The sequence below is a fragment of the Maritimibacter sp. 55A14 genome (genome assembly GCF_003122205.1).
Taxonomy (GTDB): domain Bacteria; phylum Pseudomonadota; class Alphaproteobacteria; order Rhodobacterales; family Rhodobacteraceae; genus QEYE01.
On the sequence record NZ_QEYE01000009.1, the window covers coordinates 79,229 to 96,066 of the forward strand.

Annotated in this window: 17 protein-coding genes; 12 read left to right on the top strand and 5 right to left on the bottom strand. The window is 65.8% G+C overall.

What is annotated here, in order from left to right:
• The first annotated feature begins 46 nt into the window (after nucleotides 1-46).
• The 7 genes from DDZ14_RS09415 (at nucleotide 47) to DDZ14_RS09445 (ending at nucleotide 6,696) form a co-directional block, all read left to right on the top strand.
• The gene (locus tag DDZ14_RS09415) at nucleotides 47-1,216 is read left to right on the top strand and encodes a carboxynorspermidine decarboxylase (protein ID WP_109424711.1); all 1,170 of its coding nucleotides are present in this window, start codon (nucleotides 47-49) and stop codon (nucleotides 1,214-1,216) included.
• A 9-nt stretch (nucleotides 1,217-1,225) separates the two neighbouring features.
• Complete coding sequence (gene speB, locus DDZ14_RS09420) at nucleotides 1,226-2,080, top strand: agmatinase (protein ID WP_109424712.1); 855 nt, start codon at nucleotides 1,226-1,228, stop codon at nucleotides 2,078-2,080.
• A gap of 192 nt (nucleotides 2,081-2,272) precedes the next feature.
• Nucleotides 2,273-2,911 (top strand): DUF1326 domain-containing protein, encoded by a 639-nt coding sequence (locus DDZ14_RS09425; RefSeq protein ID WP_109424713.1) that lies wholly within the window; start codon nucleotides 2,273-2,275, stop codon nucleotides 2,909-2,911.
• Between the two features lie 7 nt (nucleotides 2,912-2,918).
• Nucleotides 2,919-3,749: a DUF2182 domain-containing protein gene (locus DDZ14_RS09430; protein WP_109424714.1), complete on the top strand. Its 831-nt coding sequence runs from the start codon at nucleotides 2,919-2,921 to the stop codon at nucleotides 3,747-3,749.
• A 471-nt stretch (nucleotides 3,750-4,220) separates the two neighbouring features.
• Nucleotides 4,221-5,411 (top strand): alpha/beta fold hydrolase, encoded by a 1,191-nt coding sequence (locus DDZ14_RS09435; protein ID WP_109424715.1) that lies wholly within the window; start codon nucleotides 4,221-4,223, stop codon nucleotides 5,409-5,411.
• A gap of 89 nt (nucleotides 5,412-5,500) precedes the next feature.
• Nucleotides 5,501-5,902, top strand: a complete 402-nt coding sequence (locus DDZ14_RS09440; RefSeq protein ID WP_109424716.1) for a cupin domain-containing protein — start codon at nucleotides 5,501-5,503, stop codon at nucleotides 5,900-5,902.
• Between the two features lie 158 nt (nucleotides 5,903-6,060).
• A complete protein-coding gene (locus DDZ14_RS09445; RefSeq protein WP_109424717.1) occupies nucleotides 6,061-6,696 on the top strand; it encodes a DUF1326 domain-containing protein in 636 nt (211 codons plus the stop codon).
• 143 nt (nucleotides 6,697-6,839) lie between these two features.
• Here the strand turns inward: DDZ14_RS09445 and DDZ14_RS09450 are convergent, their stop codons facing one another.
• Both DDZ14_RS09450 and DDZ14_RS09455 read right to left on the bottom strand, forming a co-directional pair.
• Nucleotides 6,840-7,823 carry a glycosyltransferase family 2 protein gene (locus DDZ14_RS09450; RefSeq protein WP_109424718.1) on the bottom strand — a complete coding sequence of 328 codons (984 nt, stop codon included), beginning with the start codon at nucleotides 7,821-7,823 and terminating at the stop codon, nucleotides 6,840-6,842.
• Nucleotides 7,824-8,272: 449 nt separating this feature from the next.
• Nucleotides 8,273-9,148: a LysR family transcriptional regulator gene (locus DDZ14_RS09455; protein WP_109424719.1), complete on the bottom strand. Its 876-nt coding sequence runs from the start codon at nucleotides 9,146-9,148 to the stop codon at nucleotides 8,273-8,275.
• 106 nt (nucleotides 9,149-9,254) lie between these two features.
• Between DDZ14_RS09455 and DDZ14_RS09460 the strand changes: the two genes are divergently transcribed.
• The 5 genes from DDZ14_RS09460 to DDZ14_RS09480 are packed head-to-tail and all read left to right on the top strand — an operon-like array spanning nucleotide 9,255 to nucleotide 14,047.
• A complete protein-coding gene (locus DDZ14_RS09460) occupies nucleotides 9,255-9,854 on the top strand; it encodes an amino acid synthesis family protein (RefSeq protein ID WP_109424720.1) in 600 nt (199 codons plus the stop codon).
• Nucleotides 9,826-10,608 carry an alpha/beta fold hydrolase gene (locus DDZ14_RS09465; RefSeq protein ID WP_109424721.1) on the top strand — a complete coding sequence of 261 codons (783 nt, stop codon included), beginning with the start codon at nucleotides 9,826-9,828 and terminating at the stop codon, nucleotides 10,606-10,608. Before DDZ14_RS09460 ends, DDZ14_RS09465 begins: the two co-directional genes overlap by 29 nt.
• Complete coding sequence (locus DDZ14_RS09470) at nucleotides 10,605-11,516, top strand: flavin reductase family protein (protein WP_109424722.1); 912 nt, start codon at nucleotides 10,605-10,607, stop codon at nucleotides 11,514-11,516. Before DDZ14_RS09465 ends, DDZ14_RS09470 begins: the two co-directional genes overlap by 4 nt.
• 11 nt (nucleotides 11,517-11,527) lie before the next feature.
• Nucleotides 11,528-12,562, top strand: coding sequence for an LLM class flavin-dependent oxidoreductase (locus DDZ14_RS09475; protein ID WP_109424723.1), 1,035 nt, complete (start codon nucleotides 11,528-11,530; stop codon nucleotides 12,560-12,562).
• 6 nt (nucleotides 12,563-12,568) lie between these two features.
• Nucleotides 12,569-14,047, top strand: a complete 1,479-nt coding sequence (locus tag DDZ14_RS09480) for an aldehyde dehydrogenase (protein ID WP_109424724.1) — start codon at nucleotides 12,569-12,571, stop codon at nucleotides 14,045-14,047.
• A gap of 205 nt (nucleotides 14,048-14,252) precedes the next feature.
• On the opposite strand, the gene DDZ14_RS09485 is transcribed toward DDZ14_RS09480, so the two are convergent.
• From DDZ14_RS09485 to modB, 3 genes are read right to left on the bottom strand one after another with little or no spacing between them, the layout of a single operon-like run.
• Nucleotides 14,253-15,047, bottom strand: coding sequence for a TSUP family transporter (locus tag DDZ14_RS09485; RefSeq protein WP_109424725.1), 795 nt, complete (start codon nucleotides 15,045-15,047; stop codon nucleotides 14,253-14,255).
• On the bottom strand, nucleotides 15,048-16,163 hold the full coding sequence (locus DDZ14_RS09490; RefSeq protein ID WP_109424726.1) for an ABC transporter ATP-binding protein: 1,116 nt from the start codon (nucleotides 16,161-16,163) through the stop codon (nucleotides 15,048-15,050).
• Entirely contained in the window at nucleotides 16,160-16,837 is a 678-nt protein-coding gene (modB, locus tag DDZ14_RS09495) for a molybdate ABC transporter permease subunit (RefSeq protein WP_109424727.1), read from the bottom strand. Before modB ends, DDZ14_RS09490 begins: the two co-directional genes overlap by 4 nt.
• Nucleotide 16,838 lies beyond the last annotated feature (1 nt).

The following is a 16,838-nucleotide window of genomic DNA, read 5'->3' on the forward strand; positions in this document are numbered from 1 at the left end:
CATCGCGCGGCGCCGGCGCGGAGTACGGGCAGGAAGGGGCAGGGCGATGGCCGAAATGATGCAGACCCAGGCGGGCGACCCCGGTGCGTTTCGCGATTTCGACCTGTCACGGGTTCCCTCGCCCTGTTTCGTGGTGGACGAGGCTGTGGTGGAGCGCAATCTTCAGGTTCTGGCCGGTGTGGGCGAGCGGTCAGGGGCGCATGTGCTCAGCGCGCTCAAAGCGTTCTCGATGTTCGCGCTGGCACCGCTGGTGCGGCGCTATCTGGGCGGCACCTGCGCCAGCGGTCTCTACGAGGCGCGTCTGGGGCGCGAGGAATACGGCGGCGAGCTTGCCACCTTCTGCGCGGGCTACAAGGAGGCCGAGATCGACGAGATCATCGCGCTATCCGATCACGTGATCTGCAACAGCCCCGGGCAGAAGGACCGGTTCCTGTCGCGCTGCCGTGCCGCCGGACGGCAGGTTGGCCTGCGCATCAATCCCGAACATTCCGAGGGCGAGGTGCCGAAATACGATCCATGCGCGCCGTGCTCGCGCCTCGGCACGCCGGTTTCGCTGCTTGATGCCGGGGTGCTCGACGGGGTCGATGGGCTCCACATGCACACGCTTTGCGAACAGGGCTTCGCGCCGCTCGCGCGGACCTGGGCCGCGGTCGAGCCGAAACTTGCGCCCTATCTTGGGCGGATGAAATGGCTGAATTTCGGTGGCGGGCACCATATCACGCGGGCCGATTACGAGCGCGAGGCTCTGGTGGGGTTTCTCACCGGGCTGCGCGCGAAATACGGGCTCGATGTCTATCTGGAGCCCGGCGAGGCCGTGGCGCTCGATGCGGGCATCCTGGTGGGCGAGGTGCTCGATCTGCCGCGGAACCGCATGGACCTGGCGATCACCGATATCTCGGCCACCTGCCACATGCCCGACGTGATCGAGGCGCCCTATCGCCCGGCCCTGCTGGGCGAGGCGGAGGCGGGCCATACCTATCGGCTGGGGGGCCCGTCCTGCCTGGCCGGCGACGTGATCGGGGATTATACGTGGGCGGCGCCGTTGCAGGTCGGCCAGCGGCTCGCCTTCCTCGATCAGGCGCATTACTCGATGGTCAAGACCAATACATTCAACGGCGTGCCGCTGCCCGCCATCGCGATATGGAATTCACGAACCGACGCGCTGCGCATCCGGCGCCGGTTCACCTATGACGATTTCCGGTCCCGCCTGTCCTGAGGAGTTCGAATGACCGTCTTTCTCGAAAGCGAACTGACCGAAGCCGAACGCGCGCAGGAGACCGCGCGCTTCTCGGTGATCCCGGTGCCGCTGGAGCGTACCGTCTCCTATGGTGCGGGGACCGCGAAGGGGCCGCAGGCGATCCTGGAGGCCAGCAACGAGTTGGAGCGGCTCTGCAACGGGACCGAACCCTGCGCGGCGGGTATCCATACCGAGCCCTCGCTCGATTGCGACGGTCCGCTGCCCGCCGTCATGGACCGCCTGGCCGAACGCACCGCCGCGGCGGCGCGCGCCGGTCGCATTCCGGTGACGCTGGGCGGCGAGCATTCACTGACCTATGGCGCGGTGATGGGCGTCGCCCGCGCGCTGGGCCAGCCGGTCGGGCTGGTTCAGATCGATGCCCATGCGGATTTGCGTGTGGCATACCAGAACGAGCCGCATTCCCACGCCTCGGTCATGCATCTGCTGGCCGGGGAGGGCGTCGCGCTGGCGCAATTCGGGGTGCGCGCGCTCAGCGCCGAGGAGGCCGGGAGCCGCGTGGACAACCGCGTCTTTTTCCGCGATGCCGAGGATCTCGTCACCCAGGCGGTTCACGCCGTGGACCTGCCTGCGGGCTTCCCCGATCTGGTCTATGTGAGTTTCGACGTGGACGGGCTGGACCCGTCGGTGATGCCGGCCACCGGAACGCCGGTTCCCGGCGGGCTGGGCTATTATCAGGCGCTACATCTGGTGGAACATGCACTCAAAGGCCGCCGCTGCGTGGGCTTCGATGTGGTCGAACTGGCCCCGGACGGCAATGCCGCCTGGGACTTCACCGCGGCGCAGGTCGTCTATCGGCTGATGGCGGCTGCGCTGGGCGGTTGAGCCGGGACGCGGGCAACTCGCGGCCGGGTTTGGTGGCGCGGTTCGAATCTGGTAACGTCATTCGTGTGCAATTCTTTCTGAGTGTAGAGTGCCGAGGACAACAAGAAACCAACCCGAGGCAGCATCCGAGGAAGCCATCGCGGCAGACTTGCATCAATTGAGATGCGGGATAAAACCTTGGGAGCGTTTATCATGGAAGACTGGAGCATTCAGGGCGAGGAACTCGTCAACTGCAACTGCAATTTCGGCTGCCCCTGCCAGTTCGGCGTATTGCCCACGGACGGCACATGCGAAGCGGCGGGTGTGCTCGAGATCGAGAAGGGCCATTACGGGGATGTCAGCCTCGACGGCCTGCGCGCGGCCGTCATGTACAAATGGCCCGGTGCGATCCACGAGGGCAACGGCGAGATGCAACTGATCATCGACGAGCGCGCGGACGACGCGCAGCACGCCGCGCTGGAGACGATCATGAGTGGCGGCGATACCGAGGAAATGGCGACCATGTGGTTTGTCTTCGGAGCCATGAGCCCGAACAAGCACGAGACCCTGCGGGCACCGATCAGCATCGACATCGACCGGGAGGGACGTATCGGCAACGCGAAGGCCGGCGAGGTGTTCGAGATATCCGCCAAGCCGATCCCCAATATCGTCTCGGGCGAGCCGCACCGCGTCAGGTTGGAATTGCCGCATGGCTTCGAGTTCGCAAAGGCCGAACTGGCCAGCGGCAGCACCAGGACCGGAAATGGCGGGATCGAGTTGCTGAAGAACACCGACACGCATGCCCATTTCGCGCGCCTGCACCTGACCGGGCAGGGCGTTGTCCAGGCCTAGCCGGGCCATGAGCAGGACCGGCAAGACCCGAACCGGCCTCGCGGAGCGGCTGATGCGCAACGACCGGCGCATCGTCATGGGGGCCGTGGGGCTGATCGTACTGGGCGCCGGGGCCTACACGGTGGCCGGTGTCGGCATGAACATGTCGGCGCTCCAGATGACCCGGATGACTGGCGCGCCCGGCACGGCCATGCAGATGGGCGAGAATCCGGGCTGGAGCCTCTCCTACGCGATCCTGATCTTCCTGATGTGGTGGATCATGATGGTCGCGATGATGACGCCGAGCGCGGCGCCGATGCTGCTGCTCTATACCGCGCTCAAGAAAGCCGGACCCGACAGCCGCCACGCGGCGCGCTTGAGCCTGGTCTTTCTGGGCGGCTACCTAGCCGCCTGGGCGGCGTTCTCGGTACTGGCGACGGGGCTGCAATACACGCTGGAACGGGTGGGCCTCGTAGCCTCCGCGATGATGATGCTGAATTCCGGCCTCCTCGCCGGCGTGGTGCTGATCGCGGCCGGGCTCTATCAGTTCAGCCATTTCAAGGATGCCTGCCTGGCGCATTGCCGCTCTCCCGCGCAGTTCCTGACCCACAACCACCGGCCCGGCGCAGCCGGGGCGTTCCGGCTGGGCGCGCATCACGGCATCTATTGCCTGGGCTGCTGCTGGGCGCTAATGGCGCTGCTTTTCGTGGGCGGGATCATGAACCTCTACTGGATCGTGGGGCTCGCTCTTTTCGTCCTGGCGGAGAAGCTGTTGCCCCGCGTCGGGCTTCTGGTGCGCGGCAGCGGCGCGGCCCTGATCGCGGCGGGTGGGTTGCTGATCGTCTGGCCGATGCTCTGAACTGCGGTCCCCCCGGCCGCGAGCAAGGAACTTCGGTGCGCACCGCAGGTCGCCAGGCCCCGGCCGGGAGGTGCCGGAGGCGGAACATGCCCGCCCCCGGATCTCAGGATGTGCGGATCAGCGGGCGGTGCAGCGCCGCGACCGCCCGCGCGAGAGCGGATGGCTTGCGCGGCGCGGGTGTGGGCGACGCCAGTGCTGCTGCCAGCCGGCGTGCCTGGACCGCGCGCCCGGTGTCCCTGCGCGACGTAGTATGCCGTGTCGATGGAGCCGTCGGGGCGCCGTATGATGGATGTGGTCTGCGTCTCTGACATGGTGTCTCTCCGCACGAGTGTGACTGTCCGGGACCAGCATCGCGCGAGGCTGCGTCCGGCGCTTGAAGACGGTCTTGAGAAGGCCTTTAGAAACCATTGAAATCGTCTCGGGCATCGCGTGCCGCTTGCGAAGGGCCGGTATTGAGCGTTTCATCGGGGCATGCTGTACCGATTTGCGGATTGCGAGCTCGATCTACGCCGCTACCGGTTCCGCCGCGGCGGCGAGACGGTGCCGCTGGAACCGCAGGTCTTTGATTTGCTGGCACCGTTCCTGTCGCGGCCGGGCGAGTTGATCGGGCGCGACGAGATCATCGCCGATATCTGGGGCGGGCGGTGCGTGTCGGACGCGGCGGTTTCCTCGCGGATCAACGCGCTGCGCCGCGCGGTCGGGGATGACGGGCGAGCCCAGACCGTGTTGCAGACCGTGCCGCGGCGTGGCTTCCGCCTCGTCGCCCCGGTCAGCGTCGACGACCGGGGCGAGACCGCGGCGCCCGCCGACGAGGCGGAGGCGCAGACGATCCGGATGGCGCGGTCGCGCGATGGAACGCGGATCGCCCATACCACCACTGGCGCGGGTCCGCCGATGCTCAGGGCGGGACATTTCCTGACCCATCTGGAACTGGACTGGAAGAGCCCCGTCTGGCGCCCGTTCCTCGACCGGCTGGGGAGCAGCTTCTCGGTCACGCGCTACGACCAACGCGGTACGGGACTCAGCGATCCCTCGCCGCCCGACCTGTCGCTGGAGCGGCTGGCCGACGATCTGGAGGCTGTCGCGGATGCCGCGGGGCTCGACCGGTTTCCCATCCTGGCTGCCTCGCAGGGCGTGCCCGTTGCGGTGGCCTTCGCCGCACGCTGTCCGGAACGGGTCAGCCGGTTGGTGCTCTATGGCGGCTACGCGCAGGGCCGCGCGGTGCGCGGCACCGAGGAGGAGGTCCGCAACGCCGAGGCGATCCAGACCGTGATCCGCCAGGGTTGGGGCCGCTCGGGCGGGGCCTTCGCCGCGGCCTTCGCCACGCTCTACATGCCGGATGCGACCCGCGCGCAACTGGAGCATATGGCGCAGATGCAGCTCGCCTCGGCCTCCGTGGAGATCGCGGTGGCGCTGCGCCGCGCGATCGACGCCTATGACGTGACGGATATTCTGGACCGGGTGAAGGCGCCGACGCTAATCCTGCATGCGCGCGAGGATTCGGTGCATCCGGCATCCCAGTCGGGCGTGCTGTCGGCGGGTATCCCGGATGCGCGGCTTCATGTTATGGAAGGCCGCAACCACGTCCCGTTGCCGCAGGATCCATGCTGGGAGGAATTGCTCGGCGCGGCGGAGGCGTTTCTGGGCCGCTCCGGGGGCTGAGGGACGGCATCCGCTTCGGCGGCATGGTCCGGCGTGCCATGTGATGTATGCTGGTGGCATATCCCGCAGCAGTCAGACGAGGAAGAGATATGGATATCAAGCGCAGCGGCAGCCGCCCGTCGATGCCGGGGCCGGCGGAGTATTTTACCGGCACCGTCAGCATGACCCCGGTGATCGAGGCGCCTGACCCGGCGCGGGTGCGCGCCGTCGTCGTCACCTTCGAGCCGGGCGCGCGGACCGCTTGGCACACCCATCCGCTGGGCCAGACGCTGGTCGTGCTCTCCGGTCAGGGCCTGGCGCAGAGCGAGGGCGGCCCGATCCGGGAAATCCTGGCCGGCGACACCGTCTGGTTCGCGCCGGGCGAGAAGCATTGGCACGGCGCGGCGCCCGATCACGGGATGAGCCACCTGGCGATCCAGGAAGCGCAGGACGGTGCCACCGTCGCGTGGCTGGAACACGTCACCGACGCGCAATATGCCGGTGACGGCTGAGCCTGCCTTCTCCGATAGCGCGGCGGCTGTCAGGCCGTAATTTAGGCCCTGGGCGGTGTGTGGACGGCCGGCTGACCGTGCCCGTGCGTCGAGCGAGGCCACCGATTCGTGCTAGAATAGGGGGCTGCAAATCTTGCGATACTGTCACGGGGGCACGCATGGCTTACAGGGACTGGTACATCGAAGGCCGCGAGTTCGGAAACTGCAACTGCATCGACGGATGCCCTTGCCAGTTCGAGGGAATTCCCACGAACGGGGGCTGCCACGGCTTCGAGGTGGTCGAGATCACCAAAGGATATTTCGGGGATGTGCCGCTCGACGAACTGCGTTTCGGGCTGATCTATGCCTGGCCCGGCCCGATCTACGAGGGCAAGGGTCAGATGCAGGTTCTGATCGACGAACGCGCGGACGCGGCGCAGCGCGAGGCGCTGGAGACGGTGCTGCATGGCGGCGAGACCGAGCCGGAGACGACGCATTGGTGGATTTTCCACGCCATGTGCGACACCGTGCACGACCCGATCCACACGCCGATCGCGTTCGAAGTGGATATAGATGCGCGCACCGCCAAGGTCTCCATCCCCGGCGTGCTGGAGTCCTCGGGCTATCCGATCGAGGCGCCGCATGGCGGCGGCAAGCACCGGGTCCGGATCCAGATCCCGGACGGGATCGAGTTCGAAGTGGCCGAGATCGGCAAGGCTTCGACCACGGCCAGCGGTGCGATCCCGATGAACCTCAAGGACAGCTACGGGCAGTTCAACATCCTGCGGCACGGACCCGGCGGCGTCGTGCACTGAGCCTGCCGGCGGTCGCCGAGAGGCTCAGCCTGCCGATTGCATCGCGGTCGCGACGGCGGACGGGACCGCTGCGCGGACAGGAACAGGTTTCGCCCGGCGACTCTGGCTGCGTGTGGCGGATGGCGTGAATGGCGGTCGTGTCTTCAGGAGGCATCCATCAGCTTGACGACCTTGCCCTCGTATTTGCGCCGTTGCTCCGCCCCCAACAGGTCACGGGCGCGAATGTCCTCCAGCAGGGTCCGGTTCGCGGCGACCATGTCGCCAAGGATTCCGATCGCCATGAGAACCATCGCCATCGCCAGCAGAGCGCTGGACAGAACGAGCGACTGGACATGGCCGCCTCCGGCACCGGCCATGTAAAACAAGAGAAACCGCGCTACACCGAACAAACCCGGAAGCGCGCAAACGGCCGCCAACAGTGAGAAGAACTGCAGCGGCGAGTAGAGTACGAAGACACGCAGGATCGTTGCGACCGAGCGCCGGACGTATTCCCCCGTGCCGCGAAACAGCCGCGAGGGGCGCTCGACGCGGTTGACGCGCACGGGAACCGAGGTGATCGGAATGCGTTTGCGGCCTGCCTGTATGATCGTTTCGATCGTGTAGGTATAGGTGTTGATGACGCACATCCGCGCCGCCGCATCGCGGGAAAAGGCGCGGAAGCCGCTTGGCGCGTCGGGTATGTCGGTGCCCGAGCACCGGCGTACGACCCAGCTTCCGAAGCGCTGAAGCAGTTTCTTGGCGGGCGAGAAGCTCTCGTTGTCGTGGATGGGGCGTGCCCCAACCACGATCTTGGCCTCGCCTTCGCGTATCGGGCGCACCAGCGCGGGAATGTCCGCCGCGCAATACTGATGGTCGGCATCGGTGTTCACGATCACGTCCGCACCGAGTGCGAGCGCTTCCTCCAGGCCGGCCGAAAAGGCCCGTGCCAGGCCCATGTTGCAACCCATCCGGAACACATGGTCCGCGCCGGCCTTCCGGGCGACCTCTACCGTTCGGTCGGTCGAGCCGTCGTCGATCACCAGCACCTCGACGCTGCTGAAACCGGGCACTTTCCGCGGAAGTGCCTCGATGACTTCCGCGATGGTTTCCTGTTCGTTCAAGGCCGGTATCTGGATTATCAGCTTCATTTCGGCGGCCTTTGTTAGGTTCCACTGAAAGTTGCATAGGGCCGGAAAGGTTCGAAAATATGGCACAGGCGCGGAAATGTGTTGATCTCCATCCGCCGCCGTGGCCGGGGTTTCGGGTTTGAAGCCGTGGCATCAGCGGACATTTCTGACCGACCGACGAGCAGATGGACCGGCGGCGGCAGTTCGTTCACGGATCCAGGGGCAAGCGCGGGGCGATGACCGGCAGGTGGTGAGGGGCACGATCCACATCAAGAATAACGGGTTAGAGTGATAATCTCCGACATGACCGTCATCCTTTGTTGACCATCGCAGACCCACATTGGCACATTGATGCCGTCGGGGGCGGTCACATCAACAGAGTTGCACCGACCGATAAGCGCGCAACCAGATGCACGGTGTCACAAGGGAGGTCTTCCGAACTGGCGGATACTGGAGACTGGGCCCGGACCTTAGGACTTCATGCGATTGCTGCTGTTCGGAATGGCCCCGATCTGCCCAAGGAGCCAGACCTTGAAGTCATGCGCCGCCTGAGAGTGCTGATTGACCGACAAATAGTAACCCTCCTTGCCGGGGATCGACTCGGCGTGGGCTCGGACGAGACGGCCCGAGCCAAGGGCATGCCCGGCCAGTATTTCGCTGACGAGGGCCACGCCGTTGCCATGAGCCGCCAATTGCAGCGCCGTGCCGTAGCTGTCGGCAAAAAGTGAGGGGCTCAACCCGTCGAGACCGGCGGCCTTGCCCCAGCTTTTCCAGCCATCCGAAGTGCCGACCGTCTCGATCAGCGGGGCATTGGCGAGCGGTCCGCGCAGCGATGGGGATTTCAGCGCGACCAGCCGGTTCGGGGTCAGTTCCTGTGCCCCGTCGCCCACCTGCCTCTGCGATCCGAAGCGGATGTCCACATCGGCCATCGCGCTGTGGAAATCATCGGGCCAGATGGTGCTGAGAATGCGCAGTCGCAAACCCGGATGGGCGGCGGTGAAACCGGCGAGAGGAGGCGCGACAACCCACTCGGCCATGCTGACGGACATGGCAACGGTGAGGATCTCGTTCGGCGGCCCGGCATCGAACAGGTCCGTGGCCGCGGCCAGCCGTTCCAGCGCCGCCCCCACCTGTGGCAACAGGCGGCGCCCGTCATCGGTCAGCGCGAGGCCGCGTGCCCGGCGGGTGAAAAGGGCGACGCGCAGCCGGGTCTCCAGTGCCTTGACCTGCTGGCTGACCGCGGATTGCGTGAGTCCGATCTCCGCGGCGGCAGCCGTAAAGCTCAAGTGCCGCGCGGCGGCCTCGAAGGCGCGAAACCAGGTGAGCGGGGGCAGAGATCGGCTCATGATCAATCCAGGCATTAGTCTTATTAATAGATAAGCCTGAAGTTCTTTCGTTTGTCAAAACCGCAATGTTGCCGGACAAAGCGGGGCGACGAACAGGAGTACATCCATGCAGCCCGATATCCGGAAAATCGTGACGTATGACGAAGAGGTGCTGATCGAAGGCTTCCGCGCGGCCGAGACGTCGTGGCGCATGTTCGCGGTGGCGGCGGTGGTGCGGAACCCCTGGGCCGGGCGCTATGTCGAGGACCTGAAGCCCGAAATCCACGCCTACGGCCCCGTGCTGGGCAAGCTGCTGACCGAGCGGATGATCGCGCTGGCGGGCGGCGGCGACAGGATCGAGGCTTATGGCAAGGCCGCCGTGGTGGGGCTCGATGGTGAGGTCGAGCATGCCTCGGGTCTGATCCACACTCTGCGGTTCGGCAACCATTACCGCGAGGCGGTGCAGGCGAAATCCTATCTGGCCTTCACCAACACGCGCGGCGGGGCGAATGCCCCGATCACGGTGCCGCTGATGGACAAGAACGATGCCGGACGGCGGTCGCATTACCTGACGATCCAATTCGCCATTCCCGATGCGCCGCGCGCCGACGAAATCGTGGTGGTGCTGGGCGCGGCGAAGACTGGCCGCCCGCATCACCGCATCGGAGACCGCTACCAGGATCTGGAGGATCTGGGCCATGACCTGGACAACCCGGCCGCGGTCTGAGATCGGCCCGCTGGCCGCGATCGTCGCGGGGCGAGGACCACGGGTGGTCCTGCTGCACGGTGTCGGGCTGCGCGCAGAGGCCTGGGCCCGGCAGATCGACGCGCTGACCGTCGGAGGCTTCAGTGTGATCGCCCCGGACATGCCCGGCCATGGCGACGGCCCGATGGCCGAGGGGTTGACCGACCTGCAAGGTTACGCCGAACGCGTGCTGGGCTGCCTGGACGAGCCGGCGGTCGTGGCGGGCCATTCCATGGGGGCGATGATCGCCCTCGACCTGGCGGCGCGATACCCGGAGCGACTGCGCGGGGTCATGGCGGTGAATGCGATCTTCCGGCGCGGCGCCGAGGCGAAACAGGCGGTCACCACGCGGGTGGCCGCGCTGGATGGTATGCAGGCTGCGGACCCGACCGGCACGCTTGCCCGATGGTTCGGCGATGCGCCCTCGGTGGAGCGCGCGGCTTGCGAGCTTTGGCTGAAGGACTGCGATCCCGCCGGATACAAGGCCGCCTATTCGGTCTTCGCCGCGGAGGACGGCCCGCCGGCGGGGGCGCTCGAATCCCTGCGCATGCCGGCATTTTTCCTGACCGGGAGCGAGGAGCCCAATTCAACGCCTCAAATGTCGCGCGCCATGGCGGCGCTGGTGCCCGACGGGCGCGCCGAGGTGATCGCGTTGGCGGCGCACATGATGCCGATGACCCATGCCGATGCGGTCAATCGCAAGCTCCTGGACTTCGCCTCGGAGTGTCAGCCATGAAGAATTTCAACCCGCCCGAGTTGCGCCGCGCATTTGGCCGTTTCATGACCGGTGTCACCGTGGTCACGACCCGCTCGCCCGATGGAACGCCAGTGGGGTTCACGGCAAATTCGTTCACCTCGGTGTCGCTCGACCCGGCCCTCTTGCTGGTCTGTCCGGGCAAGTTCCTGTCGTCGTTCGACGCCTTTAATGGCGCCACGCATTTCGCGGTCAGCATTCTGGCCGAAGGGCAGGAGGACGTCTCGAACACCTTCGCCAGCTTTAAGGGGGACCGCTTCGCCAGGGTGCCGCATGACTTCGACCTGCATGGCATCCCGTTCATTCGCGGCGCCGTGGCGCGGTTTTCCTGTGCGACGCATCAAGCGATCCCCGCCGGCGATCATTCGATCCTTCTGGGCGAGGTCATGGACTTCGATCATGGCGGCGACTCCGGCCTGGGCTATGCCGAGGGGCGCTATTTCAGCCTCGGGCTGGAGCGGGCGGCAAGCGAGAGCATCACGCACGGTGCGGTTGTCGGGGCAATCATAGAAACCCCGGCGGGTATCCTCCTGGAAGAGACACCCGGAGGCCTGCGCCCGCCCCAGATCACCGCGCAGGGGCGGTCCAACCAGTTGGAATGCCTGGCCAAAGGACTCGCCGCGCGCAGGATAGAAGCAGAGCTTGGGCGTATCTATTCGGCCTTCGACGACCGCGGGCTTTCGGCGCATCACACCTATGTTCTGGCCACGGGCGCCGCGCCGCGCGAGACCGGCCCATGGCGTTGCGTCGCGCCCGCCGATCTTCCCGCGCTCGAATACACGACGCCGGCCATCGCGACGATGATGGCCCGCTTTGCCCTCGAAACCTGGACCCGGTCCTTCACGCTGTATCTCGGCGATGAAGGCGCGGGCGACACGCATCGAACTTGAAAGGAGACCCCATGGAGTTCTCGCTATTCGCGCATGTGGAGCGCCTGACCCCCGATCAGCCGCATGATGTACTTTACAAGGACTTCCTTGACCTCTGCAAAATGGCCGACGAGGGCGGAATGCGTGCGATCTGGACCGGCGAACATCACGGGATGGAATTCACCATCGCGCCGAACCCGTTCCTGCCGCTGGTCGATCTGGCGCATCACACCAAAAACATCCGCCTGGGCACCGGCACGGTGATCGCGCCCTTCTGGCACCCGATCCGACTGGCCGGAGAGGCCGCCTCGGCCGATCAGATTACAGGTGGACGGATCGAGTTGGGCATCGCGCGTGGAGCCTATAGCTATGAATATGAGCGGTTGATGCCGGGACTCGATGCCTGGGACGCCGGCCAGCGGATGCGCGAAATGGCCCCGCTTGTGCCGCAGCTCTGGAAAGGCGATTGCTCCCACAAGGGCAGTTACTTCGAGTTTCCATCCACCACGTCCACCCCGAAGCCTGTTCAGCCCGATGGGCCGCCGATCTGGATTGCCGCGCGCGATCCCAACAGCCACGAATTCGGCGTGCAGAACGGGTTCAACATCCAGGTGACGCCGCTGTGGCAGGGCATGGACGAGGTGGAAACCCTGATGGGCCGCTTCAATGCCGCCTGTGATGGCTACGACGGCCCACGTCCCAAGATCATGCTGCTGCAGCACACCTATGTCGGCTCCGATGCCGATGACGTGTCACGCGCGGCGCGCGACATCGCGCGCTATTACGCCTATTTCTTTGCCTGGTTCAAGAATGGGCGGCCCGTAAGCCAGGGCCTGATCGAGACCCTGTCTGAGTCCGAGATCGCCGCCAACGACATGATCGCGCCGGACAAGCTGCAGCGCGATCTGGTCTTTGGTACCAAGCAGGATGTGATTGACCGGCTCAAGCGTTACGAAGACCTTGGTTACGACGAATTCGCCTTCTGGGTCGATTCCGGAATGGAGACCGCGCGCAAACGCGCCTCGCTGGCGCGCTTCATCGACGACGTGATGCCCGCATTTCAGTGAGGACCAATGGAACAGAAGCCGCATTACCAGCTTTTCATAGATGGCCACTGGACTGAAGGCGCCAAGGGACAAGTCATGGCCTCGACCAATCCGGCCACGGGCGGGGAATGGGCCAGCTTCGCCTGCGCTGCGCCCGAGGACGTAAACCGCGCGGTGCGCGCCGGAATGCGGGCGCTTAATGACCCGGCGTGGCGCGACATGACCCAGACAGCCCGCGGCAAACTCCTCTACCGTCTGGCCAATCTGATCGAGGAAAACGCCCGGCATCTCGGCCGGATCGAGACCACCGACAGTGGCAAGCTCCTGGCCGAAACCGCCAGCCAGACCGCCTATGTCGCGGATTACTACCGTTATTACGCGGGTCTTGCGGACAAGATCGAAGGTGCGGTGCTGCCCATCGACAAACCGGACATGCATGTGTTCACACGGCGCATGCCGATCGGGGTGGTGGCGGCCATCGTGCCCTGGAACGCGCAGATGTTCCTGACTGCGACCAAGCTGGGCCCGGCGCTGGCGGCGGGGTGTGCGGTGGTGCTCAAGGCCTCGGAGATGGCGCCTGCGCCGATGTTCGAACTGGCGCGGCTGATCGATCAGGCGGGTTTTCCGCCCGGTGTGGTCTCGGTCATCACCGGGGATGCCGAGAACTGCGCCATTCCGTTGACGCGCCATCCCGACGTGGACCGGATCGCCTTTACCGGCGGCCCCGAGACGGCGCGCCACGTGGTGCGTAATTCGGCCGAGAATTTCGCCGTCACCACGCTGGAACTGGGCGGGAAATCCCCGATCCTGGTGTTCGAGGATGCCGATCTGGACGGCGCCGCCAACGGGCTGATCGCGGGAAATTTCGGGGCGTCGGGGCAAAGCTGCGTCGCGGGGTCGCGCGGACTGGTGCAACGCTCGATCTTCGACGAACTGGCGCAGCGGATCGAGGAGAAGACAGCGGGGATCGTCGTCGGCGACCCGCTTTCGCCCGAAACCCATGTCGGCCCGCTTTGCACCCAGGCACAGGTGCAGCGGATCGAAGAGACGCTCGAAACCGCCCGCTCGCAGGGCGCAACAATCCGGTTTGGCGGCGCGGCGCTCGATCGTCCGGGCACGTACATGGCGCCGACCCTTGTTGAATGCGCGGGTCCTGACACCGCAACGCTCAGCGTTGAAATGTTCGGTCCGGTCATGTCGCTTCTGCCCTTCGACACCGAGCAAGAGGCGATCGATCTGGCCAACAGCACGCCCTACGGCCTCGGCTCCGGCGTCTTCACGCAGAACCTGGCGCGTGCGCATCGCGTGTCCGACCGGCTGCGGGCGGGGATCTGCTGGATCAACACCTACCGCGCCATTTCCCCGATCGCGCCATTTGGCGGTTTCAACCAGTCCGGATACGGGCGGGAAGCGGGGATCGAGGCGGTGCTGGACTATACAAGAACCAAGACGACTTGGATCAGCACATCCGAAACGCCCATGGCGAATCCGTTTGTCATGCGCTAACCGTGTCGCCCTGCGCCCGGAACGTCCGCATGGCGGCGGTTCGGCGACTCTCACGCTATGACGAAGGGAGGCAGAGCACTGACCGATGACATTCGCGATGTGCTCGACCGGTTCGAGCGCGTTAGAGTCGGGTTCATGCGATTAGGGAGTTTCATCAGAGATGGGGTGGAGTGTCCATCGGACCGGGGGAACTTACTCCATTCCATCAATGTCGCGTGGCGAAGACCTTGATGGAAGAGGCGATCAGAATGAGCCCCAGGGCGAGCTTCAATATCCAGGGCGCCAAAATGCCGGCGGCCAGTCCGCCCGCGATGGCGCCGATGACCGATCCAACCCCCATCGGCGCGGCGATCGCGCGGAGGTCGGTGTTCGCCGGAAACGCACCGAGGCGAACATAGCGCCACAAAGCAGTGGGTACGAGCACGATCGAGACGAGTATGCTCGCAGTTCCGGCCGTCGTCACGTCCGCCCCGAAGATGAAGATGAAGGCGGGGATGAGCAATTCGCCCCCGGCGATTCCGAGCAGTGCCGCCGCAGCACCGATGATGAGCCCCAAGGCGATGCCGACGGCCAGCCGCGCCAGCGCCTCGGCGGGGGCCAAGCCAGCTGGTTCGTTCGGAAGGAACGCTTCAACGACCAGCAATAGTCCGATCGCCACCAGCAGGCCGGCAAGCAGCCGCGACAGCCGATGGTCCGACATGCGCGCCAAGACCCCCGCGCCCCAGAGCGCGCTCGGGATGCCGCCGATGATCAGGCCGACGAGTTCCGGCAGCAGCGATTGTAGCGGGGTTAAGGAAAGGCTGGCGCTGCGGCCGACGAACGCGGCGACGAGGGTGACGAGGCTGACGAAAAGGTTCATCGGCACCGCCGCCTTCGGGCTCATTTTCAGAACACCCACGAGGACCGGCAGGCGGAACTCGGCGCCGCCCAGGCCGATGAGACCGCCGAGCGCACCAATGGTGCCGCCGCTAAAGACGCTGACGATCGCTCTCCGGGCCATTCAGCCGGCCTCCGCGGCGGCGGGCGGTGTCATCAGGTGAATGCCTTCGGCGAGCAGCGAGACCGCCGCCTCGACACCCTCGGCGATGCCATTGCGTCGCGCCACATGCAGCGGCACCGAGAAATGAAGCGGCAGCCCCGGATCGTTGCGGGGGCGTAGCGTCAGATGCGCCGTCTGTCCGATCACCAGCATGGTTTCGATGATTCCCGGCACCGGGTTTTCATGCTCGCCGCGTGACGGCCGATCGCGGCGGTGAAGCAACACGAAGCCGTCGGGAACAGCCCAGGAGACCTTCTGGCCGGGCGCCAGATCGGACCTCGCGGCAGCCTCGATTTTTCGGCCGCTCCATTCGATGATCGTCCGGGCGCTCCGGTCATGCCCGACAACCGTACCCTGAAACAGGTTGCGGAGACCGACCAGCCGAGCGACCTCGGCCGAGGCCGGCCGGGTCGTCACCTCTTCGGGCCGCCCGGCCTGGAGCGTTCGGCCATGATGCAGCACGGCCATCCGGTCCGCGAGCATGACCGCTTCATCAAGGTCATGGGTGACCAGGACCACCGGCATGTTGAGCGCCCGGCGGAGTTCGGCAATCTCGCGGTAAAGCCGCTGACGCGTCGCCGTGTCGACTGCGGAGAACGGCTCGTCGAGAAGCAGGACCTTGGGTGCGCGGGCCAAGGCCCGCGCCACCGCCACGCGTTGTTGCTGGCCGCCGGAGAGCTCCGCAGGGCGCCGTCGCTCAAGGCCCGACAGGTGGACGAGTTCCAGAAGCTTACGGGCACGCGCGTCTTGCTCACGGGCCGGAAGGCGACCCATCGCCGTCATCACGTTGCCCAGCGCCGTCATATGCGGGAACAGGGCATAGCTCTGGAACACCATGCCGACAGCGCGGCGCTGCGGGGACACATGAATCCCTTCGGCATCGGAGAACCATGTCTCATCGTTCACACGAACTGTCCCGTGCTGGGGCCGGTAGGTGCCGGCAATCGATCTGAGAATCGTCGACTTTCCGCTCCCCGACGGCCCGACCAAGGCCAAAACCTCGCCGGTCGCGCAGGAAAAGGACGCCGCCAGGGGGATCGGCGCATCCTGTCCAAGGTCGACGGAGAGACCGTTCATGGCGCTCTCCCGAGACGCCGCCCGACGCGGGAGGACAGCCAGAACGTCACCGTGATGGTGAAGAGCGAAATCGCCATCAGCACGGCCGACATGATCCCGGCGCTGCGGTCGTCGAAGGCCTGCACGCGATCATAGATCGCAATGGCGACGGTTTTCGTCTCTCCCGGAATGGAACCGCCGAGCATCAGGACGATGCCGAACTCGCCGAGCGTGTGGGCGAAGGTCAGCACCATTGCCGTCATCAGGCCCGGCCAGGCAAGCGGCAGTTCGATTTTCCACAGGGACTTCATCGGGCCGAGGCCGCAACAGGCGGCGGCTTCGCGGACGTCATTCGGGATCGCCTCGAATCCTCGCTGCGCGGGTTGGATGGCGAAAGGCATGTTGAAGATGACCGAGGCTACGACCAGCCCCTCGAAGGTAAAGACCAACTGGTGCCCGAAGGCCGCCTGCCAGAACTGTCCGATGGGAGAGGTCCCGCCGAAGGCGACGAGGAGGTAGAAGCCGAAGACCGTCGGCGGCAGTACCAGCGGCAGCATGACCAGGGCTTCGGTGACGCCCTTGCCGCGAAACTCCCGATAGGCGAGGAGCCGTCCGGCGAACACTGCGACCGGGAGGAGGAGCGCCACCGTCCAGCCCGCCAGGCGCAGCGACAGCCAGAGCGCCGTCCAGTCCATG

Bases quoted from the DNA above. Each gene is read 5' to 3' on its own strand.
- DDZ14_RS09470 (WP_109424722.1), top strand. From the start codon at position 10,605: ATGAAGAATTTCAACCCGCCCGAGTTGCGCCGCGCATTTGGCCGTTTC.
- DDZ14_RS09475 (WP_109424723.1), top strand. From the start codon at position 11,528: ATGGAGTTCTCGCTATTCGCGCATGTGGAGCGCCTGACCCCCGATCAG.
- DDZ14_RS09435 (WP_109424715.1), top strand. From the start codon at position 4,221: ATGCTGTACCGATTTGCGGATTGCGAGCTCGATCTACGCCGCTACCGG.
- speB (WP_109424712.1), top strand. From the start codon at position 1,226: ATGACCGTCTTTCTCGAAAGCGAACTGACCGAAGCCGAACGCGCGCAG.
- modB (WP_109424727.1), bottom strand. From the start codon at position 16,837: ATGGACTGGACGGCGCTCTGGCTGTCGCTGCGCCTGGCGGGCTGGACG.
- DDZ14_RS09490 (WP_109424726.1), bottom strand. From the start codon at position 16,163: ATGAACGGTCTCTCCGTCGACCTTGGACAGGATGCGCCGATCCCCCTG.
- DDZ14_RS09445 (WP_109424717.1), top strand. From the start codon at position 6,061: ATGGCTTACAGGGACTGGTACATCGAAGGCCGCGAGTTCGGAAACTGC.
- DDZ14_RS09415 (WP_109424711.1), top strand. From the start codon at position 47: ATGGCCGAAATGATGCAGACCCAGGCGGGCGACCCCGGTGCGTTTCGC.
- DDZ14_RS09485 (WP_109424725.1), bottom strand. From the start codon at position 15,047: ATGGCCCGGAGAGCGATCGTCAGCGTCTTTAGCGGCGGCACCATTGGT.
- DDZ14_RS09430 (WP_109424714.1), top strand. From the start codon at position 2,919: ATGAGCAGGACCGGCAAGACCCGAACCGGCCTCGCGGAGCGGCTGATG.
- DDZ14_RS09465 (WP_109424721.1), top strand. From the start codon at position 9,826: ATGACCTGGACAACCCGGCCGCGGTCTGAGATCGGCCCGCTGGCCGCG.
- DDZ14_RS09455 (WP_109424719.1), bottom strand. From the start codon at position 9,148: ATGAGCCGATCTCTGCCCCCGCTCACCTGGTTTCGCGCCTTCGAGGCC.
- DDZ14_RS09450 (WP_109424718.1), bottom strand. From the start codon at position 7,823: ATGAAGCTGATAATCCAGATACCGGCCTTGAACGAACAGGAAACCATC.
- DDZ14_RS09440 (WP_109424716.1), top strand. From the start codon at position 5,501: ATGGATATCAAGCGCAGCGGCAGCCGCCCGTCGATGCCGGGGCCGGCG.
- DDZ14_RS09460 (WP_109424720.1), top strand. From the start codon at position 9,255: ATGCAGCCCGATATCCGGAAAATCGTGACGTATGACGAAGAGGTGCTG.
- DDZ14_RS09425 (WP_109424713.1), top strand. From the start codon at position 2,273: ATGGAAGACTGGAGCATTCAGGGCGAGGAACTCGTCAACTGCAACTGC.
- DDZ14_RS09480 (WP_109424724.1), top strand. From the start codon at position 12,569: ATGGAACAGAAGCCGCATTACCAGCTTTTCATAGATGGCCACTGGACT.